The sequence below is a fragment of the Streptomyces sp. NPDC127117 genome, from assembly GCF_042677325.1.
Classification (GTDB): Bacteria; Actinomycetota; Actinomycetes; order Streptomycetales; family Streptomycetaceae; genus Streptomyces.
Genome location: NZ_JBHXTM010000004.1, coordinates 91,745 through 106,759 on the forward strand (window position 1 = coordinate 91,745; position 15,015 = coordinate 106,759).

Here is a 15,015-nt window from a genome sequence, read left to right on the forward strand (position 1 = left end):
GTTCGAATCTACTCCGGTCGCTCCCGCCGCCGGTCAGGCCCCGGCCTCGGCGCCCGCGCCGGCCGGCTTGGTGACCCGGTTGATCCAGGGGGCCTTGTAGTCGGCGAGCTGGGCCTGCTTGTTGTCCCAGCTGCCGTAGCGCGGATTGACGTCGACCCGCAGGGCCTTCGACGCCTTGCCTAGCGCCTCGCCGACGGCCTGCTGGCCGGCGGGCTGCTGGAGGTCGGCGCCGAGCGCCTGGGCCAGCTTGGTCAGCTGGACCTGCTCGCGCAGGACGGCGTCGATCTGGTCGGGGGCGACCCAGCTCTGCTGGAGCATCGCCGTGCGCAGCCGCTCCTCCCCGCCGGACTGGGCGACCGCCGCCCTGCGCATCTGCTGGATCTCGTTGCGGCTGACGGACACGCCCGCGTCGTGGGCGGCCCGGTCAAGGACGCGGTCGAAGATCAGGCCGTGCAGCTTGGCCCGGCTGAGCTGTCCGGACTTGTCGATGAGCTGGGCGGCGTCCTTCGAATCGCGCTGGGCCTCGCGCACGGCGGCCACCTGGCTCTGCAGCGTGGAGACCTCGATCCGGTCCCCGCCGACGACGGCCGCGGCACCCGGGTGGGCCTCGCCGCCGCAGGCGGTCAGGAGTGGCGCGCCGGCGAGCAGGGCGGCGGAGACGGTGAGCGCGGTGCGACGGCGGCGGTGCAAAGGAACCTCCCGGGGAGAGTTTGTGCATCAGTGCACAAGACCTTGCGGTGATCGATGTTAGGCAGTGGACACGGCTGGGGCCACCGATTCGACCAACGATTCGGGAGGAGTTGGGGATGTGGGCCCGGTCGGGACGGCTCGGGCCGCCCCGGCGGGGCTCAGGGCACGCGTTCGGCCGCGGGGGCCGGGGTGTCCGGTCGCAGCATGATCGTGCGCGAGACGACGAAGGTGATCGGGATCGCCGCCGCGGCCGCGACCAGCGGCGCGTACCGGCTGCTGAACCCGGCGAGGTCGACCAGCAGATAGACGCCGCCGGTCGTGATGACGAAGTTGGCGGCGTTGGTGAGCGGGAAGAGGAGGAACTTCCGCCAGGTGGGCCGGGTCCGGTAGGTGAACCAGGAGTTCAGGAAGAAGGATCCGATCATGCTCAGCGCGAAGGCGATCACATGGGCGGCGATGTAGGGCAGCCACATCAGCAGGACGAGATAGCAGCCGTAGTACGTGCCGGTGTTCACCACTCCCACGAGGGCGAATCGGGCCATCTGTGCGGTGACCGTCATCGGCGTACGAACTCCTGGGGTTCCCGTATCCGTCGCGATTCCTCGGTGTTCGTGGCCTTGACCAGGAAGTGCGGGCGTCGCTTCACCTCGTAGTAGATGCGGCCGACGTACTCGCCGACAACCCCGACCATCACCATCTGGACCCCGGCGAGTGCGGTGACCACGACGATGAGGGTGACGTAGCCGGGAGTGTCCACCCCCTGCACCAGGGCGACGCCGACGATCCACGCAGCATAGGCGAAGGCCACCGACAGCAGCAGCATGCCCAGGTAGAGCGCGGCGCGCAGCGGTTTGTTGTTGAAGGACAGCAGCCCGTCGAGGCCGTAATTGAGCAGCTTTCCGAAGGTCCAGGCGGAACTGCCCTGTTCACGGACGGCATTCTCGTAGGAGAAGGTCGTCGTGCGGAATCCCACCCAGGCGAAAAGGCCCTTGGAGAACCGGTTGTATTCGGTGAGTTCCAGTACCGCGTCGACGGTGCGGCGGGAGAGCAGCCGGAAGTCCCCGACACCGTCGACCAGCTCCACGTCCACCAGGCGGTTGATCAGCCAGTAGTAGGCGCGGGCGCTGAGGGTGCGGGTGACCCGGTCGCCCTTACGAGTGCGGCGGGCGATCACCTGGTCGTAACCCTGCGCGTGTTCCTCCAGCATCCGGCCCACGAGCTCGGGCGGGTGCTGGAGGTCGGCGTCCATGATGACGACGGCGTCGCCCTCGGCGTGCCGGAGGCCGGCCAGCATGGCGGCCTCCTTGCCGAAGTTGCGGCTGAAGGAGACATAGCGGACCCGCGGGTCGGCCGCGGCCAGTTCCTGGAGGATCACCAGGGTCCGGTCCGCACTGCCGTCGTCGACGAAGACCAGCTGGAATTCATGTCCCAGCCCGGCCATTTCGTCCGTGACGCGTTCATGGAAGCGTTCGAGGATCTCTTCCTCGTTGAAACAAGGCACCACCAGCGAGATCAGCACGGAAGTACATCAGCCTGGTCAGATGTCGGAACCCGATGCAACACGTGGCCGGTGAGCGTCCATTGCGTGAACTGACCCAATTCGGCCCGGGGTTGTTCGTTCGAAGCTGGCATATTCCTGCGTATGCCGACTTCCCGTCCCCGCCTGTGCGCGGGCTCGCTCGCCGCGCTGCTCACCGTCGCCGCGGTCTGCGCGGGTGACGCCATCGCGCGGGTCTTCCCGTTCGGGCCTCACACGCGCAGCGTCAACGACCTGGGCAATCAGTTCGTGCCGTTCCACGCCCGGCTGTGGGACCTGCTGCACGGGAACGCCGACGGCGGGCTGCTGCTCAACTGGTCCTCCGGGTACGGGACGAGCTTCCTGCCGGATCTCGGCACCTATCTGACCAGCCCGTTCGCCCTGCTCGTCGGGGTCTTCCCGCGCGACCGGATCGATCTCGCGGTCTATGTGGTGACGGTCCTGAAGATGGCGTCGGCGGCGGCGCTGATGACTCTGTTCCTGCTGACGGTCCGCGGCGGGCGCTGGTGGGCGGCCGGGGCGCTCGGTGCCTCGTACGCGCTGTGCGGCTGGTCGGTCGCCGAGGCCTCGTACAACCCGATGTGGCTGGACGGGCTGGCCGCGCTGCCGCTGCTCTGCCTGATCGCCGAGTGGGCCCGTACGGGACGGCACCGGATCGCCGGGCCGCTGCTCGTCGCCGTGGTGTGGGCGGCGAACTTCTACACGGCGTACATGGCGACGCTCGGTGCCGCCCTGGTGCTGGCCGTCCGGCTCTTCACCGAGCGGGACGACCGGCGGGCGGTGGTCCGGGGGCTGGTACGGGCCGTCTGCACCGTCGGGGTGGGGATCGGGCTCTCGGCGCCCGTGCTGCTCCCCGTCTACCTGGGCACCAAGCACGCCTACCCGGGCTGGGACCGTGCGTTCGCGCCGGCCGCCTGGCCCGATGTGCTCGCCCGGCTGCTGCCCGCCACGTACAGCTTCTTCACCCCGGCCCTCTTCCTCGGCACCGGCACCCTGCTGCTGGCCTGCGCGCTGGCCTTCCAGCGGTCCGTGCCGGGGCGTGAGCGGTGGGCGTGGGTGGGGCTGGTGGCGGGTGTCGCGCTGTCGTTGCAGTGGGAGCCGACGCATCTGCTGTGGCACGCCTTCGCCACGCCCAACGGCAGCCCGTACCGGCAGACGTTCGTGCTGGCCGGGCTGGTCGTGATCGCCGCCTGGGTCTCGGTCTCGTACGGCTGGCCGGAGCGGCGGGCGCTGCTCGGCGGGGGCGCGGTCCTGGTGCTGCTCGCGGCCGGGGCGGGCTTCAGCGACCTGGTCACCGGGTGGACGTATCCGCTGTTCGGGGTGGGGCTGGTGGCCGCGGCCTGCGCTCTGGTACTGGTCGGGCGGGGCCGCGGGCTCGCCGCGCTGGCCGCCGTGCTGCTGATCGGCGCACAGGCCGGGCAGGCGGCCGCGACCACCGCGTACTTCGACCGGGAGCGGCTGAACCGGCTCGACGACTACGCGCCCTGGGGCGAACGGCAGCGGACCCAGGCGGCCGTGGTGGCGGGTGCCGACGGCTGGCCGGCCTATCGCACGGATCCCGGCCGGGAGCAGACCACCGCGAACGATCCGCTGCTGGTGGGCGGGCAGGGCGGCCAGTACTACAGCAGCCACACGCCCGCCGTGCTGACCCGCACCATGCGTGCGCTCGGCGGCGGGTGGACGTCCAACGGCCGTGCCGTACAGAGCCTCGACAACCCGGTCACGGACGCGGTCTTCTCGGTCGGCGCGCGGGTGCGCGGGCCGCGCGATCCGCACCAGGGGGCGAACCTCCCGGACGACCGGCCGGTGACGGTGAGCCGTGCCGGGACGCCGCCGCTGGTGACGGTGCGCGGGCCGGGCGGGCCGGTGCCGTACGGCCGTTCGCCGTTCCGGAACCAGGAGCAGCTGCTCGGCTCGCGGGTCTACACGGTCCCGACGACGGTGCTGAAGGCGGCGGACGGCGGCGCGGTGGCCGACAAGGGGGCGTACGACTACCGGGTGGGGCGCGGCACGTACACGCTGACCGCCGCCTGCCCGGCGGGCACCGAGGCGTACCTGTGGTCGCCCGACATGTTCGGCTGGGCACGGCTGGGCGAGGGCCCGGAGGTCGAGTTCAAGGGGCAGCTGCCGGCCAGGCGTGCCGCGATGCACCACCTGGGCAAGGTCGGCACGGCCGGGAGCGTGCGGGTCACGCTGAGCCCGGTGCGCGCCGGGACCGTGCCGCACGGGGCGATCGGCTGTCTGGACCGGGCCCGGCTGGACTCGGCGGTCGCCGGGCTGAAGCGCACCGGCGCGAGTGCCGTGCACGTCACCGACCACGGCGTGCGGGCCGAGCTGCCGCCCGGCACCACCGGAACGGTCGTGCTCGCGGCGCCGCGGATCGCGGGCTGGAGCTGCCAGGGCCGTCCCGCCGACAGCTATCTGGGCCTGGTCGCCACCCCGGCACCGGCCCGGGGCGGGGCCGTCGACTGCACGTTCCGGCCCCCGGGGCTGCGGGCGGGTGCGACGGCCGGGGCGGGCGCGCTCGTCGTGCTGGTGCTCGGCGGGCTGGTCCTCGGGTACCGGCGGCGGCGGTCGGAGGCGGGGCGGCCCGGACCCGGCCGGCCGCGGCAGCACACCGGGGCGCCGGAGACCGTGGAGGTCTGACCGGAGCCGGTCCGGACGTCAGCCGCCCCGCACCTCCACCTGGCGGTCGAGCCTGCGGCGCAGCTCCACCGGCAGCGGGTGGTGCGGCCCGTAGGCCCGCTCGGCGTCGTACAGCAGCGCCTGGAGCTGGACCCGCGCGGTCACATGGTCGCCGAGCGCGAGCAGCAGATGCGCGATGCGGTTGCGGATCTCGAAGGAGCGGGCCGGGTCGCCGCCCGTGGCGCGGTTGTTCTCGAAGTACGGGAGGACCTCGCGGTACTCGGCGAGCGCGGCGGCCGGTTCTCCGAGCTGTTCCAGGCACTGGGCGGCGTCGTGGCGGAACTGGAGGGTCTGCGGGTCGGCCGGGCCGGCCTCCGCCGCGCGGTCGTCGGCGAGCCGGCGCAGCTCGGGCAGGGCGCGACGGTACTGGCCGTCGTCCATCAGCGTCGCCGCGTACTGCTTGCGCAGGATGCGGACCACGGCGGAGTCCTCGCCGTGCTGTTCGGCGGCGACCGGGAGGATCGAGCCGAGGATGTCCACGGCCTGGGTGATCCGGCCCTCGCCGAGCAGTTTCTTGACGTCGTCGACGGCGGCGGCCACATCGGGCCGGGCCGCCGCGGGCCCGGGCCGGCCCGGTGGCGGGGACGGGGGCTGCGGCCGGGTGGCGGTGCGGTCGGGCCACGGGGCGTGCGGGCGCAGGAAGGGGCGGGTCGGGTCGAGCGGTCCGACGGCGAGCCCGGTGCCCGGCGAGGGAAGCAGCGGGGCGAGGTGTTCGTACACCTCCTGGGCGCCGGACGGGCGGTGCTGCGGGTCCTTGGCGAGCAGCCGCAGCACCAGCGCTTCGAGCGGCTCGGGGATGTCGGGCCTGATCCGGCGGACCGGGACCGGCGGTTCGTGGAGGTGCCGGTGGAGCACGCCGAGGGCGGTGGTCCCGGCGAACGGCACCTCGCCGCTGAGCAGTTCGTGCAGGAGCACGCCGAGGGCGTACAGATCGGTGTACGGGCCGACGGTGCCGCCCATCGCCTGCTCGGGGGCCATGTAGGCCGGGGAGCCGATCGGTGAACCGGTGTGGGTGAGCCGGGTGGTGTCGGTGTCCAGGACGGAGGCGACGCCCAGGTCGAGAACGGTGACGGTGCCGTCCGGACGCACCATCACGTTGCGGGGCTTGAGGTCGCGGTGGACGATCGGCACCGCGTGCACGGCGCACAGGACGGCGCAGAGCTGGGCGGCGACCGCCACGGACCACTGCCAGGGGTACGGGTCGTGCTCGGCGAGATGGTCGGAGAGGTCGGCGCCCTCGACGTACTGCATGACGAGGAACAGGTCGTCGCCGTCGCTGCCCGCGTCGTGGACGGTGACCAGGCCCGGGTGGTCGACCTGGGCGGTGATCCGGCACTCGCGGACGAAGCGGCGGCGCAGCTCATCCGCGGCCTCGCTGTCGATGGGGCCGGTGACCCGGTCGGGGCGGAGCAGCTTCACCGCGACGCGGCGGTCCAGGCGTTGGTCGTAGGCCGTCCAGACCTGGCCCATGCCGCCCTGGCCGAGGATGGTCGCCAGTTGGTACCGCCCGCCGATGAGACGCCCGTTCACCGGCCCTCCTCCTTACGGAGGTAGTCGCTCAACTCGTCCAGCTCGGCACGGACCTGGTCGATGCGCTGGGGGTGGGGGTGCGGGTGGGGCGAGGGGTCCGGCCGGGGTCGGGGTGACGGCTGGGTCCGGGGCTGCTGCCGGGATGCGGCGGGCGGCTGCGGCGCGGGCACGGGCGGGGGTGACGGCACGGGCGTGGGAGCGGGAGCGCTCATGGGCGCGGGCATGGGTGCGGGCATGGGTGCGGGTGCGGGCATGGGTGCGGGTGCGGGCATCCGCGTCGGCACCGTGGGCGCGTACTGGTATCCGTATCCGTATCCCGGCACCGGCGGGGCGGCCGCGTAGCCGCCCGTCGGGTGCTGCTTCGTCAGCCGTTCGTAGTGGCGGATGTCCCCGACCAGGTAGTACGCGAACGCGCCCAGCATCGTCACCAGCAGCAGCGGGATCAGGACGTTGTCGATGCCGGTCGGCTCGTCGTTGCCGTCCCTGCCGAGGATCGGCAGGAGCACGCACACGAACACGAACCCGGCCCCGGTCAGCCACCAGTCGGACGCCCGGCGGCGCACGATCGCGAGCCGGAGCAGCGGGCTCCACAGCAGCAGCCCGACCGAGCCCACCGAGAGCACGCCGAACAGCACGCGCATCGAGACGATCCAGGCCCGGCTGGGAACCCGGCGCGGCGGCGTCGGCGGATGACCCGGGGCGTACATGGCTGCTCCTGGAGACCTGGTCGTTGAACATCCGCGCACACGCTCCGTGCGCGCAGATCCGAGCGTAAAGGGCGACACCGACAACCGGCCCCGGGTTGTACGGAACCGTTGTGGTTCGCCTCACTTCGGGGCGACCGTGCCGTCCGTCAGTCCGTCGTACATCCCCTGTACGAGCTGTCCGCCGAGCCGGCCGGCCAGTCTGAGGGCGTCCTCGAACTCGGCCAGGGCCCGGAACCGTTCCCCGTACCGCTGCTGCTCCACGAGCGGCAGCCGGGGCAGTTGGAGGCGGCGGGCGTCCAGCCGGGTGGCGGTGGAGGCGTAGCTGCTGGCCTGGCGGTTGTTGGCGGTGCCGCGCAGGAAGCCGGCCAGGAACCAGGGGTCGAGGGCGGCCGGATCGGGGCGCAGCAGCTGGAGGTTGCGGCCCAGCGCGGCGCCCGCGGTGGCGTCGTCGATGACGCGGGCGGCGGAGCCGCCGCCGAGCACGGGGACGACGACATCGCCCGGTTCGACGAGGACCGGCTCCTCGAAGGGCCCGTCGGTGGGCAGGCTTCCCGAAGGGGCGGTGGAGCCCAGGACGTCGTGTTCGGTGAGCACGGGCCCCCCGCCGGTGCCGGAGCCGCCGGTGCGGAGCTGGAGGGCACCGGCGCGGGCGAGTTCGCCGACGGTGGTCAGGGGCCAGTGGGCCGGGCCGGAAAGGGTCACGGCGGGCGGGGTGAGGTCACCGGTGCGGCCGAGCGTCTCGGTGAGCCGTTCCCGTACCCGGATCAGCTCGCCGGGTCCGCCCGCGGCGGCCGGGGGCGGCAGATGGCGGGCGGGGGCCAGGTCCACGTCGTCGTCGAGGAGTTCGATGACGGGTACGGAGCGGCCGGCGCCGGGGCGGTCCCCGGCCGGGGCGGAGTCCTCGAAGGACCGCCAGGCGTCGAGCACGGCGCGGTGCACCGCCTGCCAGTCGAGCCGGTCGCGCCCGCCGGCCGCGGAAGGCTGCCCTCCCGAAGCCGGTTCGGCGGGTTCGGCGGTGTCGACGAGCAGCAGTTCGGGCGAGGGGTGCGCGCCGCTGCCGGGCTTGCGCAGCACCCAGAGGTGGAGCGGGATGCCGTACGGGGGCGCGGCGCCGGCCGGGAGCGCGATGACGGCGCGCAGGGCGCCGCGGCGCAGCAGATCGGCGCGGATCCGGCGGCCGGAGCGGCGCGAGGCGGCGGCCGGGGGCATCAGCAGTACGGCGGTACCGCCCTGGCGCAGATGGGCCAGGGCGTGCTGGACCCAGGCGAGTTCGGACTCGGTGCGGGCCGGGAAGCCGTACTCCCAGCGCGGGTCGTAGGCGAGTTCGTCGTGGCCCCAGTTGCGTTCGTTGAACGGCGGGTGGCAGAGCACGGCGTCGGCGGCGAGCTGCGGGAAGGCGTCGGCGCGCAGGGTGTCGGCGGTCCGTGCCGCCAGGGCGCAGCCGGTGTCGGTGTGCAGGGCGAGCCTCAGCGCGGTGAGTGCGGCGAGGTCGGGGTCGGTCTCCTGGGCGTACAGGGCTGCGGGGTCGGCGACGGCGCGCAGCAGGGCGCCGGTGCCCGCGGCGGGGTCGAGGACCGTGCGGGCGGGCCGCTCCGCCGTCTCCACCAGGGCGGCCATCAGTTCGGCGAGTCCGGGCGGGGTGAGTGTGTACTGGCGCGGGTTGGCGTCCAGCTGACGGCCGAGCAGGAACTCGAAGGTCTCCCGGGCCCCGGTCCCGGCGGCGAGCTCCGCAACTGCACGGAGCAGCGGTACGGACGGGAGCAGTTCGGTGCCGCTGGGGGTGTGAACGGCCCGGCCGGCTTCCGTCGCCGGTCCGAAGCGGGCGGTGAGCGCCTTGTCGAGGGCGAGGGACAGCACGCCGGCCATCCGTTCGTCCGGCGCGGCGGCGATCTCCGGCCAGGTCTTGGGGCTGATCCGCAGGAGCAGCAGGGCGCAGCCGGTGTGGACCAGTGCGGGTACCGCGCCGGCCGGGTGCCCGGCGACCTGCTGCCAGACCCGTTCGCGCAGGGGGACCTCGGCGAGTTTCCCCTGGTCGCGGAGCCACTGCTCGACCTCGGGGAGCGCGAAGGACGGGCTCGTCTCGGTGCCGCCGACGGGCTTGGGGAAGTCGGCGTGGCGGCGGCGCCAGTTGCTGACCGCGGCGCGTCCCACCCCCGCCAGCCGTGCGATCCCGGCCGCGGTCACCTCTGTCGAGTTCTCCGGCACTGGCTGTCTCCCTGGTCCTGACACTCGTCCCGGTACTGGTTGTCGGCGAGCATACCGACCAGGTTCACACGACACCGATTCACAGCGTGCATCGACCCACTCGCCGTGAACCGTGTTGACTCGGTTCACAAGCTCTGCTGTTATTGACCCATCGCCGCACAAGACGATGCGCAAGGCGATGCACAGGAGCGATGCACGGAACCGCTCACCATCCATTTCTGCTTTCGCCGGAGGGCACAGCCATGTCCCAGTTCACGCAGCCGCCGCAGTCCCCGCAGTCCCCCCAGCCCCAGCAGCCGTACGCCCCCGCCCAGATGCCGGGCACGCGCCCGGCACGTAACGGACTGGGCATCGCGGCCCTCATCCTGGGTGTCATCGGCGCCGTGTCCGGCCTGGTCCCGTTCCTGTTCTGGCTGGCGGGCATCCTCGGCCTCATCGCCCTGATCCTGGGCCTGGCGGGCCGGGGCCGGGCGAAGCGCGGCGAGGCCACCAACAAGGGGATGGCGACCTTCGGCGCCGTGCTCGGCCTGGTCTCGCTGATCCTCACGGTGGTGGGCGCGGTGATCACGTTCAAGGCGGTGGACGACGCCGTGAACGACCTCAACAAGGCGGTCTCGGACACCACGGCCTCCGCGAAGCCGAAGCCCGGCGGTGACTCCGCCAAGAATGAGGGCCCGGACAAGAAGAAGGACACCGGCAAGGCGCTGGAGGCCGGTGACTCGGCCGTGTACGACGACGATCTGACGGTCACGGTCGGCGACGCCACCTCGTACACCCCGGACGCGTACGCCGCCGGACACACCAAGGGCCAGAAGGCCTACAAGGTCGCCGTCGTCATCGAGAACGCGGGCAAGGAGAAGTTCGACTCCACGCTCGTCAGCGTCTCGGCACGGGCCGGCCAGGACGGCGTGGACGCCGAGCAGATCTTCGACAACAAGGTCGGTGCGGGCTTCAGCGGCACGGTCCTGCCGGGCAAGAAGGTCACCGTCCAGTTCGCCTTCGACACCCCGGCCGACGCCAAGAACCTGACGGTCGAGGTCAACCCCGGCTTCACGTACGACGCCTCCCAGTGGGACCTGAAGCTCTGACCGTCCTCCTGGACCCGGCCGGAACGCCCCGACCGGGGCGATCCGGAGAGAACCCACCGGCCAGAACCCACCGGCCAGAACCGACCGACCAGAACTGACCGGCTAGAACCAGCCGGCCAGGACTGGCCGGAGAGAACGAACCGGAGAGACCGGAGCCTCCCACCATGCGCCTTCCCGCCCGCGCCTCGGCAGCCACCCTGAGCGCCGCGACCGCCCTCGCCCTCGCGACGGCCTGCGGCATGCTTCCGGACGACGCACCCGACACCACCGCCCCCTACGCCCGACTGACCGCCCCCGAGGTCGCCGACAAGGCCCTGGCGGCGACCCGCGCCGCCAAGTCGGTGCGCATGACGGTGGAGGCGGCCTCCCCCGAGGGCCCGGTCGAGGCGTTCGTGGCCACGGACATCCGGGGCGAGTGCACGGTCACGCTCTCCATGGGCGCGGCGGGCACCATGGAGCTGGTGCGGACGGGCGGCACGGTCCGCGTCCGCTCCGACGCCGCGATGCTGCGATCGGCCTCCGCCGCACCGGCCGGGAACATCGCCGGCCACTGGGTGAGGCCCACCGCCGCCGACCGGCACGCGAAACTGGCCGAACGCTACTGCGACCGGGAGACGTTCCTCGGCCGACTCGCGCCGAAGACCGGAACGGCCCGCAGGGAACGGACGCCGGCGCCCGGCTCCGCCACCCCCGCCCTGACCGTCACCGGCGGTTCGCGCGAGGGGAAGTGGACGGCGGACATCGCCACCGAAGGCAGGCCCTTCCTGCTGAGGCTGCGCCTCCCACGCGGCGGAACGGGAGACGGCACGGGAGGCGGCACCACCCCCATGACGGTCGAGTTCTCCGAATTCGACAAGCCGTTCAAGGCGAACGCCCCGAAGCCCTGATCCTCCGGTCGCCCCGGTCGCCCCCGGGCGCTCCCGACCACAGAACCCGCCCCGCCCCGGGGCGGGTTCCGCGTACTACCGCCCCGCCCCCGCGCTCAGCCGCCGCACTGCTCCAGCATCGCCGTCTTGTCGGCGGCGGTGACGGGCAGTCCGTACTTCAGGGACACCTGCGCGAACCGCACCGCGTACGAGCAGCGCACCGGCTTGTACGGCGGCAGCCAGGACGCCGGTCCCGAGTCGCGCTTGGCGTTGTTGGCCGGGCCGTCCACCGGGATGAGGTTGAGCGGATCGTTGGCGATCTGCTGCCGCTTGGCCTGGTCCCAGCGCGCGGCGCCCATCTGCCAGTCGTACGAGAGCGGCATGACGTGGTCGATCTGGACCTTGGTGGCCTGCTGCTTGCGCCAGTCGATGGTGGAGCCGGTGTACGGATCCTTGAGGGTCATCGACACGACCACGCAGTCCGAACCGGACCGGTACTTCAGGTCCTTGCCGTCCCTGGCGAGTAGGTCGTTACGGGTGTCGCAGCCGTTCCTCGCGAGCGGTATCCCGTCGACCGAGTCCTTCCAGGCGTAGCCGAACTTGTCCCGCGCGTAACCGGTCTTCGGCCCCCGCCCCTTCGTCGCCACCTTCTCGATGACCTTCCGGCCGGCTGCCCGGTCCGCCTCGGAGGTGAGCGGTGCTAGGCCCGGCTTCGTACCGTCGGCGTTGTCGAGCGGGCTGGCTCCGAACCCGGTGACGGCCTGTCCGCCGCCGCCCCCCTCGGAGGGCGAGGACTTCGGGTCACAGCCGGCCAGGGCCAGCACCGCCGCCACGCTGAGGGCGGGCAGCATCACTCGGTATGCGCGGGGAGATATCACTCGGAACCGTCCTGACGGGGAGAAAGCCGAACCCGGGAATCCTACGGAGGCCTTCCCCGCTGACGGCTGTTCATGGGCGCGCCGCCGCCCGGATGCGGCCGGAATCACACCCTCCGCCCGTGTTCCGGGCCCCGGCTCAGGACCGCATGCCGCCGTCCACGCGCAGGACCGTGCCGGTCACGTAGGAGGCGCGGTCGCTGAGCAGCCAGGCGGCGGCCTGGGCGATCTCGTCCGGGTCGGCCGCGCGGCCCAGCGGGGTCTGTGCGTTGAGCTGCTCGATGATGCCGGGAGAGTCCGCCTCCCACTCGTGGACCATCTCGGTGAGCGTGGTGCCGGGCGCAATGGCGTTGACCCGGATGTTCTCCGGGCCGTAGGTGACGGCGGCCGACGCGGTGAGGCTGTTGACCGCCCGCTTCGCGGCGCCGTAGGCGGGCAGCCAGGGGTTGCCCATCAGGCTGCCGACGCTGGAGGTGTTGACGATCGCCCCGCTCCCGGCGGTGGCCCGGATCGCGGCGATCTCGGCGTTCATGGCGAGCCACGGCCCCTTGAGGTCGACCGCGTACACATGGTCGAAGTCGGCCTCCGCCAGCTGGTCCATCGGGCCGGGCGGCTGGGCCGTCGCACCGTTGTTGAAGGCGGCGTCGAGCCGGCCGTACAGCTCCACGGTCCGGTCGACGGCGGCCCGGATGCTCGCCGGGTCGGCCAGGTCGCACAACGCGTACTCCGCGGTGCCGCCCGCCGCCCGGATCTCCTCGGTCACCGCCTTGAGCTGGGCCTCGGTACGGGCCGCGAGGAGCACCCGGGCGCCCTCCCGGGCGAAGAGCCGCGCGGCGGCCGCGCCGATGCCGCGGCCGGCTCCGGTGACGAAGGCGACCTTGCCGGCGAGCAGGCCCGAAGGCGCGGAGGACGTGGTGGCTGCGGAGGACGTGGTGGCTGCGGGGGCTACGGGGGCTGCGGTGGACGTGATCGTCGTGTCGTTCATGCCGACGAGCCTGCGCCGGGCCGCGCCCCGCATCCAGGCACCGGCAGTACCTGGCTGGGCCGGCCGGAGCTCGCGCACACTGGACGGGTGGATCGACGAGAACTGGCAGGTTTCCTGCGCAGCAGGCGCGAGCGGATCACCCCCGCCGACGTGGGGCTGCCCGCCGGGCCGCGCCGCCGCACCCCGGGGCTGCGGCGCGAGGAGGTGGCGCAGCTGGCGTTCATCTCGACCGAGTACTACACCCGGCTGGAGCAGGCCCGCGGCCCGCATCCCTCCCGCGAGGTGCTGGTCCAGCTCGCGCGTGCCCTGCGCCTGTCGGACGCCGAGCGCGACCACCTCCACCACCTCGCCGGCACCCCGCCCGGCCCGCCGCCGGGCCCGTCGAGGGAGGTACGGCAGAGCATCGCCGACCTGCTGCACCGGCTGCCGGAGGCCGCGTCGCTGGTGCTGTCGGCCACGTACGAGGTGATCGCCTGGAACGATCTGGCCGCCGCGCTGATGGAGGACTTCTCCGCCCTGCCGCGCCGCGACCGCAACCTCATCCGGCGCGCCTTCCTGGGACCGCACCGCAACGGCCGACCGCTGTACGGCGTCTCGGACGCGGACGAATTCATCCGGACCTCGACCCAGCACCTGCGCGCCGCCGCGGCCCGCTACCCCGACGACCCGGAGGTGACCGGCCTGGTGGACGAGCTCCTGGCCGGCAGCGAGGAGTTCGCCCGCATCTGGGCGGCCCACGACGTCGCCGACCGCCCCACCCTCTGCAAGACCTTCCACCACCCCCTGGTCGGCCCCGTCTCCGTCAACTGCGACATCCTCGACATCGCCGACCGGGACCAGCGGGTCGTCATCTACACCGCCACCCCCGGCTCACCGTCCGAACAGGCCCTGCGCCTGCTGTCGGTCGTCGGCACCCAGCGCCTGGACGTGCCCGGCTGAGGCGCCTCGCCCGGACACCGCCCGCGCCCTCACACCTTGCCGATGCCCAGCGTCGTTTCGGACGGCAGCAGTCCGGAGCCGATCGCCGCCACCCACAGCGGCCCCAGCAGCTCGACCAATCGCTCCCGCTCCTCCTCACCGAGCGCCTGCCAAGGGGCGGCGGCCGCCTCGTCCGTACGCCGCTCGACATCGGCACGCAACGCCCGCCCCGCCCCGGTCGCCGTTCCGCCCTCCGTCAACAGCCCGCGCTCCACGAGCCGTTGACGAGCTGCCCGCCACTCCTCGTCGCTCCACCCCCGGCTCGCGAACACCTCCGGCCGCGCCGCGCCGATGGCGGCAAAGGAGACCAGCGACTCGACCGGGTCGAGACCGACCCCGATGAGCGCGGCGAGATGGCCGTCGCCCCGGTGCTCGCGCAGAACCGTCGCCGCCTGCCAGAGCACGAGGTGCGGCTCCTCCGGCCAGGGCATGGCGGCGTTGGCCGCGGCGAGCGGCCGGCCGGCGGTGTCGGCGGCCTTCGCGACTCGACGCAGGAGCACGGCGGCTTCGCCCGGCTCCGGGCCGTCGACCGCGTTCCCCAGCAGCTTCCGGTAAGTACGGTCGACCGCCCGGGTCCGGGCTGCGAGCACCGCGCCGGGTGAGGCGACGGACCAGACGGCCGGCACGTACTCACGCACCATCGCCGGGCTGAAGCTGTGGAAGGTGTCGGCCACCCGCCCCGCATCAGCCTCCCCGAGCGGCGCCGCGCGCCAGGCGAAGTAGCCGGGCCACCGCTCATCGGTGCGGTATCCGAGCGCGGCGACCTCCGCGACGGCCTCCGGCGCGTAGTACAGAACAGCGTGCAGGGGTTCCAGCAGGTGCCACATCCGCCGCACCCGACCCAGTTCCTCGGACATGTCTCCGCCCTC

The 15,015-nt window shown here is 73.0% G+C and carries 13 protein-coding genes; 4 read left to right on the forward strand and 9 right to left on the reverse strand.

Going from position 1 to position 15,015, the window contains the following annotated elements; translation table 11 throughout:
• Positions 1–33 precede the first annotated feature (33 nt).
• From ACFVH0_RS05405 to ACFVH0_RS05415, 3 genes are all read right to left on the reverse strand, one after another.
• On the reverse strand, positions 34–690 hold the full coding sequence (locus ACFVH0_RS05405; protein ID WP_385818142.1) for a SurA N-terminal domain-containing protein: 657 nt from the start codon (positions 688–690) through the stop codon (positions 34–36).
• Between the two features lie 158 nt (positions 691–848).
• A complete protein-coding gene (locus tag ACFVH0_RS05410) occupies positions 849–1,250 on the reverse strand; it encodes a GtrA family protein (protein ID WP_385818143.1) in 402 nt (133 codons plus the stop codon).
• Positions 1,247–2,209: a glycosyltransferase family 2 protein gene (locus ACFVH0_RS05415; protein WP_385818144.1), complete on the reverse strand. Its 963-nt coding sequence runs from the start codon at positions 2,207–2,209 to the stop codon at positions 1,247–1,249. The genes ACFVH0_RS05410 and ACFVH0_RS05415 overlap by 4 nt, the downstream gene beginning before the upstream one ends.
• A gap of 123 nt (positions 2,210–2,332) precedes the next feature.
• Here ACFVH0_RS05415 and ACFVH0_RS05420 point away from each other — a divergent pair, with 123 nt between their 5' ends.
• Positions 2,333–4,873: a YfhO family protein gene (locus ACFVH0_RS05420; protein WP_385818145.1), complete on the forward strand. Its 2,541-nt coding sequence runs from the start codon at positions 2,333–2,335 to the stop codon at positions 4,871–4,873.
• Positions 4,874–4,891: 18 nt separating this feature from the next.
• Here the strand turns inward: ACFVH0_RS05420 and ACFVH0_RS05425 are convergent, their stop codons facing one another.
• The 3 genes from ACFVH0_RS05425 to ACFVH0_RS05435 form a co-directional block, all read right to left on the reverse strand.
• The gene (locus tag ACFVH0_RS05425; protein WP_385818146.1) at positions 4,892–6,442 is read right to left on the reverse strand and encodes a protein kinase; all 1,551 of its coding nucleotides are present in this window, start codon (positions 6,440–6,442) and stop codon (positions 4,892–4,894) included.
• The gene (locus ACFVH0_RS05430; RefSeq protein ID WP_385818148.1) at positions 6,439–7,149 is read right to left on the reverse strand and encodes a hypothetical protein; all 711 of its coding nucleotides are present in this window, start codon (positions 7,147–7,149) and stop codon (positions 6,439–6,441) included. The genes ACFVH0_RS05425 and ACFVH0_RS05430 overlap by 4 nt, the downstream gene beginning before the upstream one ends.
• Before the next feature lie 120 nt (positions 7,150–7,269).
• Entirely contained in the window at positions 7,270–9,354 is a 2,085-nt protein-coding gene (locus tag ACFVH0_RS05435) for an N-6 DNA methylase (RefSeq protein ID WP_385818149.1), read from the reverse strand.
• A gap of 242 nt (positions 9,355–9,596) precedes the next feature.
• Between ACFVH0_RS05435 and ACFVH0_RS05440 the strand changes: the two genes are divergently transcribed.
• A complete protein-coding gene (locus ACFVH0_RS05440; RefSeq protein ID WP_385818150.1) occupies positions 9,597–10,442 on the forward strand; it encodes a DUF4190 domain-containing protein in 846 nt (281 codons plus the stop codon).
• A gap of 164 nt (positions 10,443–10,606) precedes the next feature.
• Entirely contained in the window at positions 10,607–11,329 is a 723-nt protein-coding gene (locus ACFVH0_RS05445) for a hypothetical protein (RefSeq protein WP_385818151.1), read from the forward strand.
• Between the two features lie 95 nt (positions 11,330–11,424).
• Here ACFVH0_RS05445 and ACFVH0_RS05450 read toward each other — a convergent pair whose 3' ends face one another.
• Together ACFVH0_RS05450 and ACFVH0_RS05455 are read right to left on the reverse strand one after the other, a co-directional pair.
• Positions 11,425–12,186: an HNH endonuclease family protein gene (locus tag ACFVH0_RS05450; RefSeq protein ID WP_385818152.1), complete on the reverse strand. Its 762-nt coding sequence runs from the start codon at positions 12,184–12,186 to the stop codon at positions 11,425–11,427.
• 136 nt (positions 12,187–12,322) lie between these two features.
• Positions 12,323–13,168, reverse strand: a complete 846-nt coding sequence (locus ACFVH0_RS05455; protein WP_385818153.1) for an SDR family NAD(P)-dependent oxidoreductase — start codon at positions 13,166–13,168, stop codon at positions 12,323–12,325.
• A gap of 87 nt (positions 13,169–13,255) precedes the next feature.
• Between ACFVH0_RS05455 and ACFVH0_RS05460 the strand changes: the two genes are divergently transcribed.
• Positions 13,256–14,107, forward strand: coding sequence for a helix-turn-helix transcriptional regulator (locus ACFVH0_RS05460; RefSeq protein WP_384750400.1), 852 nt, complete (start codon positions 13,256–13,258; stop codon positions 14,105–14,107).
• A 29-nt stretch (positions 14,108–14,136) separates the two neighbouring features.
• On the opposite strand, the gene ACFVH0_RS05465 is transcribed toward ACFVH0_RS05460, so the two are convergent.
• Positions 14,137–15,003 (reverse strand): hypothetical protein, encoded by an 867-nt coding sequence (locus ACFVH0_RS05465; protein ID WP_385818154.1) that lies wholly within the window; start codon positions 15,001–15,003, stop codon positions 14,137–14,139.
• Positions 15,004–15,015: the final 12 nt, after the last annotated feature.

Excerpts from the sequence above, each read along its gene's own strand:
- ACFVH0_RS05455 (WP_385818153.1), bottom strand. The coding sequence starts at position 13,168 with ATGAACGACACGACGATCACGTCCACCGCAGCCCCCGTAGCCCCCGCA.
- ACFVH0_RS05410 (WP_385818143.1), bottom strand. The coding sequence starts at position 1,250 with ATGACGGTCACCGCACAGATGGCCCGATTCGCCCTCGTGGGAGTGGTG.
- ACFVH0_RS05430 (WP_385818148.1), bottom strand. The coding sequence starts at position 7,149 with ATGTACGCCCCGGGTCATCCGCCGACGCCGCCGCGCCGGGTTCCCAGC.
- ACFVH0_RS05465 (WP_385818154.1), bottom strand. The coding sequence starts at position 15,003 with ATGTCCGAGGAACTGGGTCGGGTGCGGCGGATGTGGCACCTGCTGGAA.
- ACFVH0_RS05420 (WP_385818145.1), top strand. The coding sequence starts at position 2,333 with ATGCCGACTTCCCGTCCCCGCCTGTGCGCGGGCTCGCTCGCCGCGCTG.
- ACFVH0_RS05440 (WP_385818150.1), top strand. The coding sequence starts at position 9,597 with ATGTCCCAGTTCACGCAGCCGCCGCAGTCCCCGCAGTCCCCCCAGCCC.
- ACFVH0_RS05445 (WP_385818151.1), top strand. The coding sequence starts at position 10,607 with ATGCGCCTTCCCGCCCGCGCCTCGGCAGCCACCCTGAGCGCCGCGACC.